This window comes from Mesorhizobium sp. M1143, from assembly GCF_040318435.1.
In the GTDB taxonomy this organism is placed as follows: domain Bacteria; phylum Pseudomonadota; class Alphaproteobacteria; order Rhizobiales; family Rhizobiaceae; genus Mesorhizobium.
The window spans coordinates 194,390-209,331 of record NZ_JAMYMJ010000001.1 but is presented as its reverse complement, the minus strand read 5'-3'; the positions used below and the strand labels follow the sequence as shown (position 1 = coordinate 209,331).

The window sequence follows — 14,942 nt, the reverse complement described above, 5'->3', positions numbered from 1 at the left end:
TCCAACAAAGGGTTAGATCATGATGAGATTTCAACCAAATCTCATCATGATCTAGCGCCGCAACACCGCGCTCAGCACATCGCGTATCCCGATCGCGCCGACAAAGCGCGACTGGTCGTCGAACAGCGCCACGGGTGCCGTCTGCGAGCGGTGCATGGCCAGCATCACCGTCTTCAGCGAGGTCCCGGGGTTGGCCCAGAACACTTGCGCCGTCTCCTCCGGCTGCGCCTCGACATCGGCGCACGACACCCATACCGCCGGTTTGCCGTCGCGTTCCGCCGCCGCCACCAGCCCGTGCTCGTCGATCTTGAAACGCGTCGTCTTGCGCCGGTCGAGCCACACCCAGCCATTATCGCCGTGCTCGAGGTCGCGGCTGTCGCGCATGACGTTCCAGGCGGTCAGCACCGACAACGGATTCACATTGGCGATGAAGTCGCGGACATAGTCATTGGCGGGCTTGAGCACGATGTCTTCCGGCGCCCCGGTCTGCACGATGCGACCGCCCTCCATGATGGTGATGTGGGTGCCGATCTTCAGCGCCTCTTCCAGATCATGGCTGACGAAGATGATGGTCTTCTTCAGCTCCGCCTGCAGCTGCAGCAATTCGTCCTGCAGCTTGGTGCGGATCAGCGGATCGAGCGCCGAGAACGGCTCGTCCATCAGCAGGATCGGCGCCTCGGTGGCGAAGGCACGGGCCAGGCCGACGCGCTGCTGCATGCCGCCGGACAGCTCATGCGCGTATTTCTTCGACCACTGGTCGAGATTGACCAGTTTCAGCTGGCGTTGCACGCGCTCCTTGCGCTCTTGCTCCGGCACGCCGGCGAGTTCGAGGCCGAGGCCGACATTCTCCTCCACCGTACGCCAAGGCAGCAGGCCGAACTGCTGGAACACCATCGCCACCTGCTTCTGCCGCAGCCGCCGCAGCGTCGCCTGATCGCAGGTCACGACATCGACGATATTGTCGCCGTCCTTGACCAGCACCTGGCCGCGCGACACCACGTTGAGCCGGTTGACCGCCCGCAGCAGCGTCGACTTGCCGGAGCCGGACAGGCCCATCAGCACCGAGATTTCGCCCTCATGCACGGTCAGGCTGGCGCCGGCGCAACCCAGCACATTGCCGGTCTTTTCAAGGATTTCGGCGCGCGTGGCGCCGCCGTCGATCAGAGCCAGCGAACCGGCCTGGTCGGAGCCGAAGACGATATCGACATTTTTGAAATCGACGGCGACGGTCATTTCTTGCCTCCAACGCCGATACGCGTCATCCGGTCGAGCACGATGGCGAGTACGACAATCGCCAGGCCCGCCTCGAGCCCGAGATCGATGCGGCGCGAGCCGAGCGCGCGGTTGATTTCAGTGCCGAGGCCGCCGGCGCCGATCAGTGCTGCAAACACCACCATCGACAGCGACAGCATGATCGATTGCGTCAGCCCGGCCATGATGGTCGGCAAGGCCGAGGGCAGCTCGACCTTCCACAGCAGCTGCTGCTTGGTGGCGCCGAACGCCTCGCCGGCCTCGATGATCGACTTCGGCACCGAGACGACGCCGAGATGGGTGAGCCGGACCGCGGTCGGGATGACAAAGATGATGGTGACGATGAGGCCGGGCGCGTTGCCGAGACCGAACAGGGTCAGAACCGGGATCAGGTAGACGAAGGTCGGCAGCGTTTGCATCAGGTCGAGCACCGGCAGCATGATGCGGTAGACCTTCGGCTTGTGCGCGGCCCAGATGCCGAGCGGCACGCCGATGGCCATCGCCATGGCGGCGGCGGCCACGACCAGCACCAGCGTCTGCACCGTCTGCTTCCAGAGGTTCTGGTTGATGATGAAGATCAGGCCGAGAAAGACGCCTATGGCCAGCGGGCGCGAGCGCTGCAGCAGCCAGGCGATGATGGCGATGATCAGCGCCAGCAGCACCGGCGGCACCATCAAAAGGATGCCAACCAGCCCGTCGAGCAGGAAATTGAGGCCATTCGAGAAGGCCCTGAACACGGTGTCGAAATTGTCGGTGAGGAAACCGAAGAACGCCTTTCCCCAGGCGCCGATCGGTATCTTGTGATCGACCATGAATTTCGAAATCGGATCCATATCGCCCCTCTCATGCGAGAGACCGCCTGCTTCCGGCCTCCGCTCTCATTAGGTCATCTTCTCACAGGATATGAAAAAGGGCAGCCTTTTCTAGATTGGCTGCCCTTCCTGGTTCGGCTTGGCCGAATTAGTCGGCTCAGCTTCCGAGCGCGGTCTTGACCGCCGCTGCCGCATCGCCGCCATCGAAGGTGGTGACGCCGGCAATCCACGGCGCAACCGCGTCAGGGTGCTTCTTCAGCCAGTCGGCTGCGACCGTGTTGGCGTCGCCGCCCTTCAGGATCGCGTCCATCATCTCGCCTTCCATGTCCAGGTTGAACTTCAGGTTGGCGATGAACTTGCCGGCATTCGGGCATTCGGTGGTGTAGCCCTTGCGCACATTGGTGTAGACGGTGGCGGCGCCGAAGCCGCTGTCGCCCATGCCGTCGAGATAGGTGAGCTTCATGGCGCCCATCACCGGATGCGGCGTCCAGCCGAGGAACGCGATCCACTCATTGTTCTTGATCGACTGCTCGGCCTGCGTCAGCATGCCGGCTTCCGAGGACTCGACCAGCTCGAAGCCTTCGAGATTGTCCTTCGGGTTCTTGATCATGTCGAGGATGATGCGGTTGCCGTCATTGCCCGCCTCGATGCCGTAAATCTTGCCGTTGAACTTGTCCTTGAACTTGCCGATGTCGGTCAGCGACTTGACGCCGGCCTCCGCGACATAGGTCGGTACGACGATGCCGTAGCCGGCGCCGGTCAGGTTGGTGCCGATCGTCTCGACCGAACCATCGGCGGTGTAGTCCTTGATGTCGTTGGTCATCGACGGCATCCAGTTGCCGAGGAAGACGTCGAGATCCTTGTTTTTCAGCGACGCCATGGTCACCGGTACCGATAGCTGGATCGTCTGCGGCTCGTAGCCGAGCGCGGTGAGCAGCACCGAAGCGACGCCGGTGGTTGCCTGGATGTCGGTCCAGCCGACATCGGAAAGGCGCACCGCCTTGCAGCTCTCCGGATCGCCGGCAAGTGCAGCGCTCGTGGACAGAAAAGTCGCCAGGCCGAGGCCGGCGACGAAGGTGTTCATACGCGACATTGGCAGTCTCCCATTGTGATTCTTTGGCGAAGCGTAGTTACGGTTTCTCTGCCCGCCTTGTTTCGTCAGCCAAACACCATTCTGGTGTGGTTTCAAGCGCTAAGACAATCACGATCAACGGCGCGGACTGGCCAAACAGCGACACGCCCGCCGCTTTTTCGATTGCAGACGGCTTTTCCCATCAAATGCAGCGGTGCCCTCTCCCCGCGCCGCGCCAACTCGGCTTAAAAGGACGGCATGGCCAAGCTCTACTTCCACTATGCGACGATGAATGCCGGCAAAACGACAATGCTGCTGCAGGCGTCCTACAATTATCGCGAACGCGGTATGACGACGATGCTGTTCGTCGCCGGCCACTACAGAAAGGGCGACACCGGGCTGATCTCGTCGCGCATCGGCCTGGAGACGGAGGCCGAGATGTTCCGCGACGGCGACGATCTCTACGCTCGCGTCGCCGAGCATCACGAACATACGACGGTGCATTGCATCTTTGTCGACGAGGCGCAATTTCTCGAGGAAGAGCAGGTCTGGCAGCTCGCCCGTATCGCCGACCGGCTGAACATCCCGGTGATGTGCTACGGCCTGCGCACCGATTTCCAGGGCAATCTGTTTTCCGGTTCGCGAGCGCTTCTCGCCATCGCAGACGATCTGCGCGAAGTGCGCACCATCTGCCGCTGCGGCCGCAAGGCGACGATGGTCGTGCGTCTCGGCGCTGACGGCAAGGTGGCCAGACAAGGCGAACAGGTGGCGATCGGCAAGGACGTCTATATCTCGCTCTGCCGCCGCCACTGGGAAGAGGAAATGGGCCGCGCCGCGCCTGACGATTTCATTGGCTTCACCAGAGGCTGAACGGCCGGGACAACATGAAAATTCTGCAGTTCACAGTCGATTGCCCGTTTCCGCCGGTCTCCGGCGGAGAGATCCGGAACGCCGCCAATGCACGCGCCCTGGCATCGATGGGCGAGGTCCTGACGGTAAGCCTGACTGGCGCCCCGGCACCCTCCACACCGCCGAACATCCGTCACCGGATCATCGAGGCAGCGCGCGGCAGGGCGCCGTGGGGCAGGCGCGGCCCGCACCCGACCGTGCATATGATGCCGGACGACGAGCTGGCCGAGGCCGACGCCATCTGGAGGGAATTCGCGCCCGATCTCGTGGTAATCGAGGAGATCGTGCTTTCGCAGCTGCTGACGCTGGCGCCGAAGCATCGCGCGCGCACCGTCCTTGACCAGCACAACATTGATTCCCGGACGGTGTCCGACCGGATCGCCGGCCTGACGCTGTGGCAGCAAATTCGAGACTGGCGCCAAAACAGGCGAAGGAAGGCAGAGGCGCGCGAAGCCGACAGGTGTGCGGCTGCCCTGGCCGACCAGGTCTGGGTTTGTTCGCGGGCCGACGAAGCGCTTCTGTCCGCTCTCGGCCCCGTCAACGACGTCAGGTTCGTCGCCAACCCCATTCCAGACGAGAGCGTGCTTTCCCTGCCGATTGCTGCCGAGCGCTTCAGTGAACTCAGCCTGTGTTTCATAGGCCATCTCGGCTATTTCCCCAACATCGATGCCGTCAAGCAGATCGGCCGCGCGATGGCGCCGCGCCTCGCCGCCTCCGGCCGGCCCTGGTCGATCACCGTCGCCGGCAGAAACCCGCGCGATGTCGTGCGCGGTCTATGCACCAGGCATGGTCTGCGGTTGATCGAGAACCCGCCGCATCTGCCGGAATTGCTTGGCCGCGCCGGCTATGCGCCGATCCCGCTGCACTTCGGCGGCGGAACCCGCATCAAGGTGCTGGAGGCGATGGCGGCGGGCCTTGTCGTCGCCGCTACCGAAAAGGCCGTCGAAGGGCTTGGCCTGCAGGCGGGCAGGCATTTCCTGTCCAGCGACGATGCCGGCAAGTTGGCATTGAAAATCATCGATCTCGCGACACGCCCGCAAGCGGCCGCCGAGATGGCGGAGATCGGCCGCGCTTTCGTGCGCGACAATCATTCGTCGGCGGCGATTGAAAAGCAGGTCAAGCAGGCGGTCGCGGCGATCCCGCGCACGGATTGAGCCCGGCTGCTATCCACCGGCATACGGCGTTTGTTAAGGCCTGCAGCCTATTTTGCCCTCAGCCAGAGCCAGCCGGGAACCGCCATGCTTCGAGCCATTTCATCAGCCCTTGTCATTTACTTGGCCGGTATCCTCGCCGCGCTGGCCGACGGCGATGCAGCACTTGGCAAGAAAGTGTTCTACCGCTGCATGGCCTGTCACGAGGCGGCAAGCGACCGCGACAAGGTCGGCCCGCATCTCCTCGGTATCGTCGGCCGCACCGCCGGCACCGCCCAGAATTTCAACTATTCGCAGGCCATGAAGGACGCCGGCGCGGCCGGCCTGGTCTGGGACGAAGCCAACCTCAAAGCCTATCTTGGCGCTCCCAAGCTGAAAGTACCCGGCAACAGGATGGGCTTCTCCGGCCTGAGCAGCGACGAGGACATCGCCAACGTCATCGCCTATCTGAAGGCCGATCCGAAGCCTTGAACGGCGCGATGCGTAGCGTGATCTCGCGCTTGCAACTCATTGGGCCCTCTATCGAATTCGGGACACCTACACTGTCCGAGATCGACTGCTTCGCAGACGCCAAAGTTCAATGACGGTTGAACGACACTTGGCCGGCTGGTTAATCACGCCATGACCCCGCCTTCATTGCCTTTCAAGACGCCCGCGTATGTTTTTGTTTTCGGGGCGGGTCTTGTCTTGCGTCTTTCAATCCCCTGATACCCCACATATATTCGCCGCTGTTCGCAGCCAGCGACCGGAAGCCGAAGCGGGAGGCCCCTATGGCGACATTGCAGAATTTCGATGCCGAAATTGCCAAGACCAGGCAGGTCGTGCAGGACATGCGCTCCAAGATCGAGCAGTCCGGCACCGTGCTTGATACGCTGGCCACCGCCGACAAGAAGATCGGAGACGCCAATTTCGACATCGAGAATGCCCGCATCGAGGACGTGCTGAAGCAGCAGAAGGTGATGGAAGGCAACATCGCCGACCTGATCATCGGGCTGGAAGACGCCACCAACGTCTTCGGCACTGAATTCGAGAGCATGAAGAACTACACCGGCTGGGAAAGCTTCGTCGGTGTCTTCTCGGCGCAACGCAAGCAGCGCATGCGCACCGACCGCGTCCGCAACATGTCGCTGGCCGGCAATCTGCAGGAGCTTCTGGTCAAGTCCGACACCATCGTCGGCATCCTGAAAGCGCAGAAAGAGGTCCTCGACCAGCGCTACAAGACCTCGGAAAACAGCCTGTCGCAGGTGATCGAGCGCCGCAAGGTCACCATGACCAACCTCGAGGCGGTGCAGAAGCGCATCGAGGAGGTCAATCCGCTGCTGCTCGACATCGAAAACAAGATCGCCGCTTCTACCAGTCAGAAGGAGCGCACGCAGCTTGAGGGCGAGCGCTCGAAACTGGCGACCGAATACAATGAAAAGCAAGCCAAGGAGCAGGAGCTTCTGGCCGAGAGCCAGACGCTGGAACGCTACACCTCGATGTTCCAGACCTTCGTCGATTCGCTTAACAATCAGATCGCAGCCCAGTCGACGCTTATCAACAAGCTGACCATCGATACCGAGCAGCGCATCGTGCTCTACAAGGCACTGGAAGATTCCTTGAAGACCGCCGCCCAGCAGGATGTCGCCCACAAGATCAACACGCTGGGCAGCCAGGTTGACAACACCGCCGAAGAGACCATGGCCGGCATTGGCGCCGCCTCGCAAAAGCACATCGGCGATCTTCTCGAAATGCACGAGAAGAACATGGTCGCCAGCTCCGACATCCAGCGCCGCAAGAAGCTCGCCGACGACGCCTTCGCCCGCCGTTTCGACGACGTGATGAAGAAGCACAATTCGGCCAACTACGTGCAGTCGTAGGAGCGGCTGCACGCGGGCACACCGGCATGACTCCCGAAAACGAAGCGGCGGCGCGCTATTTTTCCGCCATCACGGCGGCACTCAGCGGCCTCGAAGTGTTCATGCGCGACGACCGCTCGCCGCTTTACCGGCACGGCATCGTCGCCAAGATTGTCGCCGAATACATTGCCCGGCTGGACAAATCGTTTTCCTGCTGGCGCAACCGGCTCGGCTTCATGGACACGTTCCGCATTTCGCGCGCCGACAGCGGCTATCCCGTCTTCCAGAACCTGCTCGAACTGGAAAACGACCGCCGCCAGGCCGAGGCGCGGCTGGCCAACATTCCGCTGGCCGGCGAATTGCGCGAGGAAATGGCCGACTTCATCCTGCGCCACAAGGAATTCCCCGAAGCGCTGCAGAAGTCGATGGCCGAGCGGCTCTATCTCGAGGACGTCAAGAGCGAACAGACTTTTGGCCCGTTCTCGCTGGCGCAGACGGCCAAGGTCTCGGTCAATCCAAAGACCGGGCGCCCCTATTACCTCGTGCACTGGGCGAGCTTCGACGGCAGCGCCAACCTGCCGCTGATCTACATGGTGACGGTGGAGGATTCCTCCGAAAGCATGATCCGGCAGCTCGTTGACAGCAGCGGCAAGCTCAATGAACGGGTCGACATCCCGCTGCCGGTGGACGGCCTGCTCAACCCCGAACTCGCCCATCGCTTCGACGATTTCACCGAGAAGAATTCCGCCTACACGCTTTCGCCCGCAACGATTGCGGTCAATCTCGACAAGGATTTCGAGCCGCTGCACCCTAAGCAGCTGCGCCGCGTCGTGCTCGGCCCCTTTTATTCCGCAGGCATTACGGACAACAATTCGACCGTGACCGAGGTGCTGGCCAAGGTGCGCAAACCGGAAAATGCCTGGCTGCTCACCTGGACCATCCAGGAGGTCTACTCCAAGGGCGAGAAACCCGGCCGCAAGGGCCTGTTTTCGAGCGAGAAGACCACGCAGGAATTCTTTATCAACACCGACGATCTCGAAGCCGCGCGCCAGGGTGTGTCGAGCTACGAGAACCACGCCCTGATCCCGCACGAAGCCTATCAAGCACTCTACGCCGCCGGCGAAGCTCAAAAGATCTTTTCCGGCTACAAGGTTCACATCCTGTCAAATGGGCAGGTGATTTCAGATGTCTGACCGTCACATCGCGGAGCATCCTTCATGGACACCGGCCTGACCACCATTCCGGAAGCGGCTATCGAAAAGCACCGCGCAACCGCGCAAAGCTTCATCACTCGCCTCGTCGTGCTGGAGGATCCTTCACGCGAATCCGGCACCGCCCTTGCCGGCACCAATCGCCGCTTTGTCTCGACAGTCTCGGTCGGCTCGGTGCGCCGTACCCGCGAGGTCGAGCTTACCAAGACCGTCGCCGCGATCCATCCCGACGACCAGTTGATGAGCATCCCGCAGCACACGCTTTTGTTTCGCGCCCGCCGCGGCCTGGCGATTGCGCTCGCCATTTCCGATGTCTTCGCCGAAGGCTCCGACCTTGAAAGCCTGCAGGCCAAGAACACCCGCGCACCGCTCGAAGGCGATGAAGCCGCGACCTTCAAGAAGCTTCTGTCAGCCTCTGCTTACGTTTCGGCCTTCAGCCTTGCCTCCTATCTGTTCCAGCTGATCGACAGCGATGGCGAGGCGCCCAACGATATCCCCGAACCCGACTTCCTGTTCGACACGCCGCAGGACGCGGTGAAGTCGATCGTGGCTGGGTTGGACAAGGCGATCACCGGGTCGAAGGACGATGGCGACCTGACGACCCGGGCGCGTGCTTTCGCCCGTGTTGCCATTGACGGGCTCTTGGCCCGTAAAGGCCGCTTCGACGGCATCGGCCCGTTCGAGAACGCCCATATCCGCATCGACGCCGACGATTTCACCCTCGACGGCTTCGACGTCGCGCCCGGCAAGCGCTCCAAGCCGCTGGTGATGACCTTCAAGAAGCCGGAAGAGGTCGTCGGCAACCACATTGCCAAATACCAGTCGGTCAAGCTCGCCAAGATGCTGATGGCCTACGATTTCGAGCGCGAGTTGAACCCGTTCGTCGAACTCGGGGGCTTCCTCTTCACCTTCATCGGCGACGGCGCGCCGGGCACCGGCAAGACGACGCTGATCCAGATGATCGCCGGCCTCGTCAACAATTATTGTCAGGTTGCCGGCTATCCCTTCGCCTATGAGAATTTCGGCGTCGACCAGATCTCGTCCTACCAGGGCAAATCTGGCCAGAATTGCCGCCAGTTCATCAACAATGTCTTGAACCCACGCGTCATCGGTTTCGGCACCGTCGACGACATCGACCAGGTGGCGGCCCGCCGCTCCGACGACCGCGCCTCGGCCGGCCAACAGGAAATCACCGGCGTCTTGATGGACGCCTTTGCCGGCGCCGGCACGGTGGTGCGCGGCAATTGCTCGTTCGGCATGTTTTCCAACTATCCCGAAAATGTCGACGATGCGCTGCGCCAGCGCGCCGGGGCCCGCTGGCTGGTCGACGGCCCACAGAGCCGCGACGACTATATCGACATCTTCGTCCTGCTTGCCGGCAAGAACCACAAGATCCCACTCGGCGACCACAAGCTCTACGCCGCGCAGGAGATCCAGCGCGCGGTGACCGAAGCCTATGAGGAGCACGAGAAGCCTCAGGAAGACGGGCTGATGAAGGTCTATGAGCGCTACATGAAGGAGAATGGCGCGCCGAAATCGATGGCCGACATCGGCACTTATCTGCACCTGATCAAGGATGCCGAGCCGCGCTTCACCGGCCGAGCCATCAAGAACGTCACCGACGCCATCAAGATGCGCGCCATGGACATCGAGCTGCCCGACGACTGGTTCGAGAAGCCGGAAGTCTTCATGCACAAGGGCTACGACGAAAAGAAGGCCATGATCGAGGAACTGCGGGGGCCGTTCTCGATGGACATGGTCATGCAGGAGATCAACCGCTACGCCGACTCGGAGTTCCGCTATTCCGACAAATCCGACGACGCCGCGGTGGAGAAGCTGCTGCGCGACGCACGCCTGCGCGAACGGGCGGGGCGCGAGATGGAGGAGATGAAGAAGAAGGGGCTCTGGAATGCGTGAACTTCCTTCGCTGCCCGCGGGTGCTGAAAGGCTTGGCGCTAACGGTGACGCCCCCCTCTCCCCGTCCTTCACGCGGCGAGGGCAAGGGTGAGGGGCGGCGCATGCGTGGACCAGAGATCGCTCCGACCATACTGGCAGCTATCGAACAGCGCCTCGATCGGGACATCCGGACCAATGATCTTCGATTTATTGACGCCAAAGGCCATGGGGAGACATGTCCTTGAATGCTAGCGCTGCCCCTCACCCTTACCCTCTCCCCGTGAAGAACGGGGAGAGGGAGGCGTCAGCGTTGGCGCTTCGCCACAACAGGCAACGCCGCTCGGAACGTTCTGCATGAGCCACGCCAAAAAACCCGACCTTCTCCGCGACAATGAGCTGATCTACGGCCGCTTGCTCACCGTCGACGAGTCGCACCTCATCCAGCGCTACAACAAGGCGCTTGTTGCCTTCGGCCTCAAGCCCACCAAGCTGAAGAGCTTCCAGATCGACCGCACCGGCTTCTCGCCCGAAGTGGCCGAGGAATGCGGCGATTACGATTATCTCGACCCCAATGAGGTCAACCGCCGCTTCATCATCCTGACGCCTTCGCAGATCGATCTGCCGGTGGTGCACACCGCCTTTTCCAACACCTCGCAGCTGATGTTCGAGTTCATGTCCAAGAACCAGCGCGCCATCGATGCGCTGACCATCAAGGATGTCATCTACGGCGAGATCGAGGATTCCGTTCCCCTGGTCAACGACATCGAGGATCTGCTGTCGATCAGCCAGGTCGAGTTCCGGGTGCTTTCGGCCGAGGACGTGCTGGGCAAGGCCGCCGAACTCGGCAAGCTGGTCGACCGGCTGAAGCAGGAGCCCGATGCCTGGCGCGACAACACCATGCTGAGCCGTATGGTGGAGCTGGCGAAGGTCTGCGGCGATATCCGTGAGAATGCGCTGGTGCCCGACCAGGTGATCTTCCGCCACAACGCCTACTGGACCAGCCATTTCGGCGGCGTCTACGTCTTCGTCGATCCTGATATGACCACCGTCATCGGCGACCCGGCCGCCCCCGGCTTTCGCCGTTCGCGGCCCTGGCAGGTCAGCTATCTCTCGATCAACGATGCCGACAAGGTGTTCAAGTTCCTGGCCAGCACCGGCCGCATCGAACTGCCGCGCGCGTCATGGGTCGAAAGCTCGGGCTATCTCGAGCATCGCGCCGAGATGGTGGTGCGCGCTCTCATCCGCGACACAGAGCCGAACCGCAATTTGACCGAGGTCGACAAGGTCTGGCTACAGACCTGGATCCATGGCCATGCCGATCTGATCACCAAGGACGGCAATTTCCCCTTTCTCAACGCCGCCAAGCGTGAGATCGCCCAGCTCGGCCATCTCAAGATCGAGGATGTGTTTCCGCAACAGCGCTTCCTGGTCGTGCGTGGCAAGCCCGACCATCCCGACGCCTGGCTGACCAACCAGCTGATCTCGGATTTCGTGCCGCAGGACTTTGTCTCGCGTTACGTCTTCAACAAGCCGGGCTTCTACAAGGACTATGACGGCTACAGCGACGCCTGGCGGTCGCATGTTGTGGACGTTCTGAAAACCACATATTTGAAAGACAAAGTGGCGTTTCGCACGCGCCTTTACGGCCTGACTGACTGAGGGGTGAACGAGAGCCATGCTTGATCCGATCGTGAATTTCTTCACCCGCATCTTCCAATGGATAGGCCGCGGCATCGGCCTCGTCATCGGCGCGATCCTGTGGCCGTTCCTCTGGGCTGGGCGCTGGTATACGCAGCGCGGCTGGATCCTGAAGGCTGTGGTCGGCCTCGCGCTTCTGGTGTTGATCGGCCTCTACGCCAATTTCTTCTACGCCACCCAGTGGTGGAACAAGTTCGATCCCAACTACGTCGACAAATACACCTTCGAGAACCGCAACATTTCCGCCGGCGAACAGGTCGCGGCCGGCGCCGGCACCGACACCGCCAAGACCTGCGGCAATTCGGGCATCGCCCAGGTGGCGGCCGACCTGACGGACTTCAACGTCAACCAGAATGCCTGGATCTCGTCGATGATCCTCTACAAACTCGGCCTGTTCGGCATCGACTGGGACAACACGCCGTTCATGGACAACAAGGCCTCGTTCCAGCGCGGCATCAACCAGGCGGTGCGGCGCACCGCCACCGAGCTTGCCGACAATCTCGGCCGTGTCCGCACCACATCGCAGATCGACGGCGACCTGCAGGATGCGCGCGGCAATCTGCAGTTCGACGAGGAGACCTGGTATTTCGGCCTCAACCCGTTCGGCCCCAAGACGCCGACGCCGAGCTATTATCGCGATGCCGTCACCAAGCTGCGCTCCTTCAACGCCCGCCTCGGCAGCTGCCAGGCGACGTTCGATGCCCGCGCCGACAATCTGAAGCAGTATATCGACCGCATCTCTTCCGACATCGGTTCGACATCGGCGATCCTCAAGGAGCGCGCCGAAAACCATAACAATGGCTGGTTCGACTTCCGCGCCGACGACCGCTTCTGGTTCGCCTATGGCCAGCTCTATGCCTATTACGGCCTGATGAAGGGCGCCCAGGCCGACTTCGAGGACGTCATCAAGGAAAAGCATCTCGGCAATCTGTGGGACACGATGGATGCGCAATTCGTCTCGGCCCTGCGCATCCAGCCCTTCATCATCGCCAATGGCCGCGAGGATGGCTGGATCATGCCGACGCACCTGACGACGATGGGTTTCTACGTGCTTCGCGTGCGCTCCAACATGGTCGAGATCAGCAACGTCCTGACTCAGTAGCGTTCACTGCTTTCCCGGCGAGCGATGGCGAATTTGCGCCGTCGCCTCTGTCGCATTCCGTGCATTGGGCGGCTGTTTTGAGACGGCGGAACGTCGCGTCCTCTGGCTTCTATACGGCGCGGCAACGGAGCCAGGAAGAACCGGCGACAGGTCGGCCGGCCGCGGAGACACTTTCTTCATAGGAAACATAGTTGCATGCAAGTTGACGCCGCGGGAGCGACAGGGTTAGAACATGCCCGCGCCCGGGTTCAACATGCCTGCGAGTGAGATCAAACCCGTCCCCTCCACCGTCCAATCCGAAGGAAAGCCGTCATGGCCGAAGTGAAGTCCGACATCGAGATCGCGCGCGGCGCCAAGAAAAAGCAAATCCAGGAGATCGGCGCCAAGATCGGCATCCCGACCGAGCACCTTTTGCCCTACGGCCACGACAATGCGAAGATTTCGGCCGAATTCATCAAATCGGTGAAGGGCAACAAGGACGGCAAGCTGATCCTCGTCACCGCCATCAACCCGACGCCGGCCGGCGAAGGCAAGACGACCACCACCGTCGGCCTTGGTGACGGTCTGAACCGCATCGGCAAGAAGGCGATCGTCTGCATCCGCGAGGCTTCGCTCGGCCCGAATTTCGGCGTCAAGGGCGGTGCCGCCGGCGGCGGCTACGCGCAGGTCGTGCCGATGGAGGACATGAACCTCCACTTCACCGGCGACTTCCACGCCATCACCACGGCGCACAATCTTTTGTCGGCGCTGATCGACAACCACATCTACTGGGGCAATGAGCTCGGCATCGACACCCGCCGCGTCGCCTGGCGCCGCGTCATGGACATGAACGACCGGGCGCTGCGCGAAATCATCTGCTCGCTCGGCGGCGTCGCCAACGGTTATCCGCGCGAGGCAGGCTTCGACATCACCGTCGCCTCTGAAGTGATGGCGATCTTGTGCCTTTCCACCGACCTCAAGGATCTGGAAAAGCGCCTCGGCGACATCATCGTCGCCTACCGCCGCGACAAGAGCCCGGTCTATGCCCGCGACTTGAAGGCCGACGGCGCCATGGCGGTGCTGCTGAAGGACGCCATGCAGCCAAACCTGGTGCAGACGCTGGAGAACAACCCTGCCTTCGTGCATGGCGGCCCGTTCGCCAACATCGCGCATGGCTGCAACTCGGTGGTCGCCACCACCCCGGCGCTTAAGCTCGCCGACTACGTCGTCACCTAAGCCGGCTTCGGCGCCGACCTCGGAGCCGAAAAATTCTTCGACATCAAGTGCCGCAAGGCGGGTTTGAAGCCGGCGGCTGCCGTCATCGTCGCCACCGTGCGCGCCATGAAGATGAATGGCGGCGTCAAGAAGGAAGACCTCGGCAAGGAAAACATCGAGGCAGTCAAGAAGGGCTGCCTCAATCTGGGCCGCCACATCGAGAATGTGAAACAGTTCGGCGTGCCTGCGATCGTGGCGATCAATCATTTCACCACCGATACCGAGGTGGAAATCCAGGCGATGAAGGATTTCGTCGCCTCGCTCGGCGCCGAGGCGATCCTGTGCAAGCATTGGGCCAATGGCTCTGCCGGCATTGAGGAGTTGGCGCGCAAGGTCGTCGAGATCGCCGAATCCGGCGCCTCGCAGTTCGCGCCGCTCTATCCCGACGCAATGCCGCTGTTCGAGAAGATCAACACCATCGTCCAGCGCATCTATCGCGGCGACGAGGCGATCGCCGACAAGTCGGTGCGCGACCAGCTGCATGCCTGGGAGCAGGCCGGCTACGGGCACCTGCCGGTCTGCATGGCCAAGACCCAATATTCCTTCTCGACCGACCCGAACCTGCGTGGCGCGCCGACCGGCCACACCGTGCCGGTGCGCGAGGTCAGGCTTTCGGCGGGCGCCGGCTTCGTCGTCGTCATCTGCGGTGAGGTCATGACCATGCCCGGCCTGCCCAAGGCGCCGTCCTCGGAAAAAATCTTCCTCAACGAGATCGGCCAGATCGAAGGCCTGTTTTGAAAATTTCGAG

The 14,942-nt window shown here is 61.9% G+C and carries 12 protein-coding genes and 1 pseudogene; 9 read left to right on the top strand and 4 right to left on the bottom strand.

The window, feature by feature from the left end; genetic code table 11:
• Window positions 1–51: 51 nt before the first annotated feature.
• The 3 genes from choV to NKH35_RS01025 form a co-directional block, all read right to left on the bottom strand.
• Window positions 52–1,233, bottom strand: coding sequence for a choline ABC transporter ATP-binding protein (gene choV / locus NKH35_RS01035; RefSeq protein ID WP_023669996.1), 1,182 nt, complete (start codon window positions 1,231–1,233; stop codon window positions 52–54).
• On the bottom strand, window positions 1,230–2,084 hold the full coding sequence (choW, locus tag NKH35_RS01030) for a choline ABC transporter permease subunit (RefSeq protein ID WP_023669995.1): 855 nt from the start codon (window positions 2,082–2,084) through the stop codon (window positions 1,230–1,232). The genes choV and choW overlap by 4 nt, the downstream gene beginning before the upstream one ends.
• A 136-nt stretch (window positions 2,085–2,220) precedes the next feature.
• The gene (locus tag NKH35_RS01025; protein ID WP_023686157.1) at window positions 2,221–3,156 is read right to left on the bottom strand and encodes a choline ABC transporter substrate-binding protein; all 936 of its coding nucleotides are present in this window, start codon (window positions 3,154–3,156) and stop codon (window positions 2,221–2,223) included.
• A gap of 237 nt (window positions 3,157–3,393) precedes the next feature.
• Between NKH35_RS01025 and NKH35_RS01020 the strand changes: the two genes are divergently transcribed.
• The 6 genes from NKH35_RS01020 (at window position 3,394) to NKH35_RS00995 (ending at window position 10,161) form a co-directional block, all read left to right on the top strand.
• The gene (locus NKH35_RS01020) at window positions 3,394–4,005 is read left to right on the top strand and encodes a thymidine kinase (protein ID WP_023683669.1); all 612 of its coding nucleotides are present in this window, start codon (window positions 3,394–3,396) and stop codon (window positions 4,003–4,005) included.
• A 14-nt stretch (window positions 4,006–4,019) separates the two neighbouring features.
• Window positions 4,020–5,198, top strand: coding sequence for a glycosyltransferase (locus tag NKH35_RS01015; RefSeq protein WP_023695820.1), 1,179 nt, complete (start codon window positions 4,020–4,022; stop codon window positions 5,196–5,198).
• Between the two features lie 84 nt (window positions 5,199–5,282).
• Window positions 5,283–5,666 (top strand): c-type cytochrome, encoded by a 384-nt coding sequence (locus NKH35_RS01010; RefSeq protein ID WP_023686160.1) that lies wholly within the window; start codon window positions 5,283–5,285, stop codon window positions 5,664–5,666.
• 299 nt (window positions 5,667–5,965) lie between these two features.
• A complete protein-coding gene (locus tag NKH35_RS01005) occupies window positions 5,966–7,054 on the top strand; it encodes a hypothetical protein (protein ID WP_023669990.1) in 1,089 nt (362 codons plus the stop codon).
• Between the two features lie 26 nt (window positions 7,055–7,080).
• The gene (locus tag NKH35_RS01000; RefSeq protein ID WP_352913118.1) at window positions 7,081–8,226 is read left to right on the top strand and encodes a hypothetical protein; all 1,146 of its coding nucleotides are present in this window, start codon (window positions 7,081–7,083) and stop codon (window positions 8,224–8,226) included.
• Window positions 8,227–8,250: 24 nt separating this feature from the next.
• Window positions 8,251–10,161 carry an ATP-binding protein gene (locus tag NKH35_RS00995; RefSeq protein ID WP_352913117.1) on the top strand — a complete coding sequence of 637 codons (1,911 nt, stop codon included), beginning with the start codon at window positions 8,251–8,253 and terminating at the stop codon, window positions 10,159–10,161.
• A 68-nt stretch (window positions 10,162–10,229) separates the two neighbouring features.
• On the opposite strand, the gene NKH35_RS00990 is transcribed toward NKH35_RS00995, so the two are convergent.
• On the bottom strand, window positions 10,230–10,367 hold the full coding sequence (locus NKH35_RS00990) for a hypothetical protein (RefSeq protein ID WP_023701543.1): 138 nt from the start codon (window positions 10,365–10,367) through the stop codon (window positions 10,230–10,232).
• A 127-nt stretch (window positions 10,368–10,494) separates the two neighbouring features.
• On the opposite strand from NKH35_RS00990, the gene NKH35_RS00985 reads away from it, so the two are divergent.
• The 3 genes and pseudogenes from NKH35_RS00985 (at window position 10,495) to NKH35_RS00975 (ending at window position 14,932) form a co-directional block, all read left to right on the top strand.
• Window positions 10,495–11,799 (top strand): DUF6638 family protein, encoded by a 1,305-nt coding sequence (locus NKH35_RS00985; RefSeq protein WP_023737791.1) that lies wholly within the window; start codon window positions 10,495–10,497, stop codon window positions 11,797–11,799.
• Window positions 11,800–11,815: 16 nt separating this feature from the next.
• Complete coding sequence (locus tag NKH35_RS00980; RefSeq protein WP_023686165.1) at window positions 11,816–12,940, top strand: DUF2333 family protein; 1,125 nt, start codon at window positions 11,816–11,818, stop codon at window positions 12,938–12,940.
• A 312-nt stretch (window positions 12,941–13,252) separates the two neighbouring features.
• Window positions 13,253–14,932: pseudogene (locus tag NKH35_RS00975) on the top strand (formate--tetrahydrofolate ligase).
• Window positions 14,933–14,942 lie beyond the last annotated feature (10 nt).

What these genes read in the sequence shown, in the direction of transcription:
- NKH35_RS01010 (WP_023686160.1), top strand. Translation starts at nt 5,283, where the DNA reads ATGCTTCGAGCCATTTCATCAGCCCTTGTCATTTACTTGGCCGGTATC.
- NKH35_RS00995 (WP_352913117.1), top strand. Translation starts at nt 8,251, where the DNA reads ATGGACACCGGCCTGACCACCATTCCGGAAGCGGCTATCGAAAAGCAC.
- choV (WP_023669996.1), bottom strand. Translation starts at nt 1,233, where the DNA reads ATGACCGTCGCCGTCGATTTCAAAAATGTCGATATCGTCTTCGGCTCC.
- NKH35_RS01000 (WP_352913118.1), top strand. Translation starts at nt 7,081, where the DNA reads ATGACTCCCGAAAACGAAGCGGCGGCGCGCTATTTTTCCGCCATCACG.
- NKH35_RS00990 (WP_023701543.1), bottom strand. Translation starts at nt 10,367, where the DNA reads ATGGCCTTTGGCGTCAATAAATCGAAGATCATTGGTCCGGATGTCCCG.
- NKH35_RS01005 (WP_023669990.1), top strand. Translation starts at nt 5,966, where the DNA reads ATGGCGACATTGCAGAATTTCGATGCCGAAATTGCCAAGACCAGGCAG.
- NKH35_RS01020 (WP_023683669.1), top strand. Translation starts at nt 3,394, where the DNA reads ATGGCCAAGCTCTACTTCCACTATGCGACGATGAATGCCGGCAAAACG.
- NKH35_RS01015 (WP_023695820.1), top strand. Translation starts at nt 4,020, where the DNA reads ATGAAAATTCTGCAGTTCACAGTCGATTGCCCGTTTCCGCCGGTCTCC.
- NKH35_RS00985 (WP_023737791.1), top strand. Translation starts at nt 10,495, where the DNA reads ATGAGCCACGCCAAAAAACCCGACCTTCTCCGCGACAATGAGCTGATC.
- NKH35_RS00980 (WP_023686165.1), top strand. Translation starts at nt 11,816, where the DNA reads ATGCTTGATCCGATCGTGAATTTCTTCACCCGCATCTTCCAATGGATA.
- choW (WP_023669995.1), bottom strand. Translation starts at nt 2,084, where the DNA reads ATGGATCCGATTTCGAAATTCATGGTCGATCACAAGATACCGATCGGC.
- NKH35_RS01025 (WP_023686157.1), bottom strand. Translation starts at nt 3,156, where the DNA reads ATGTCGCGTATGAACACCTTCGTCGCCGGCCTCGGCCTGGCGACTTTT.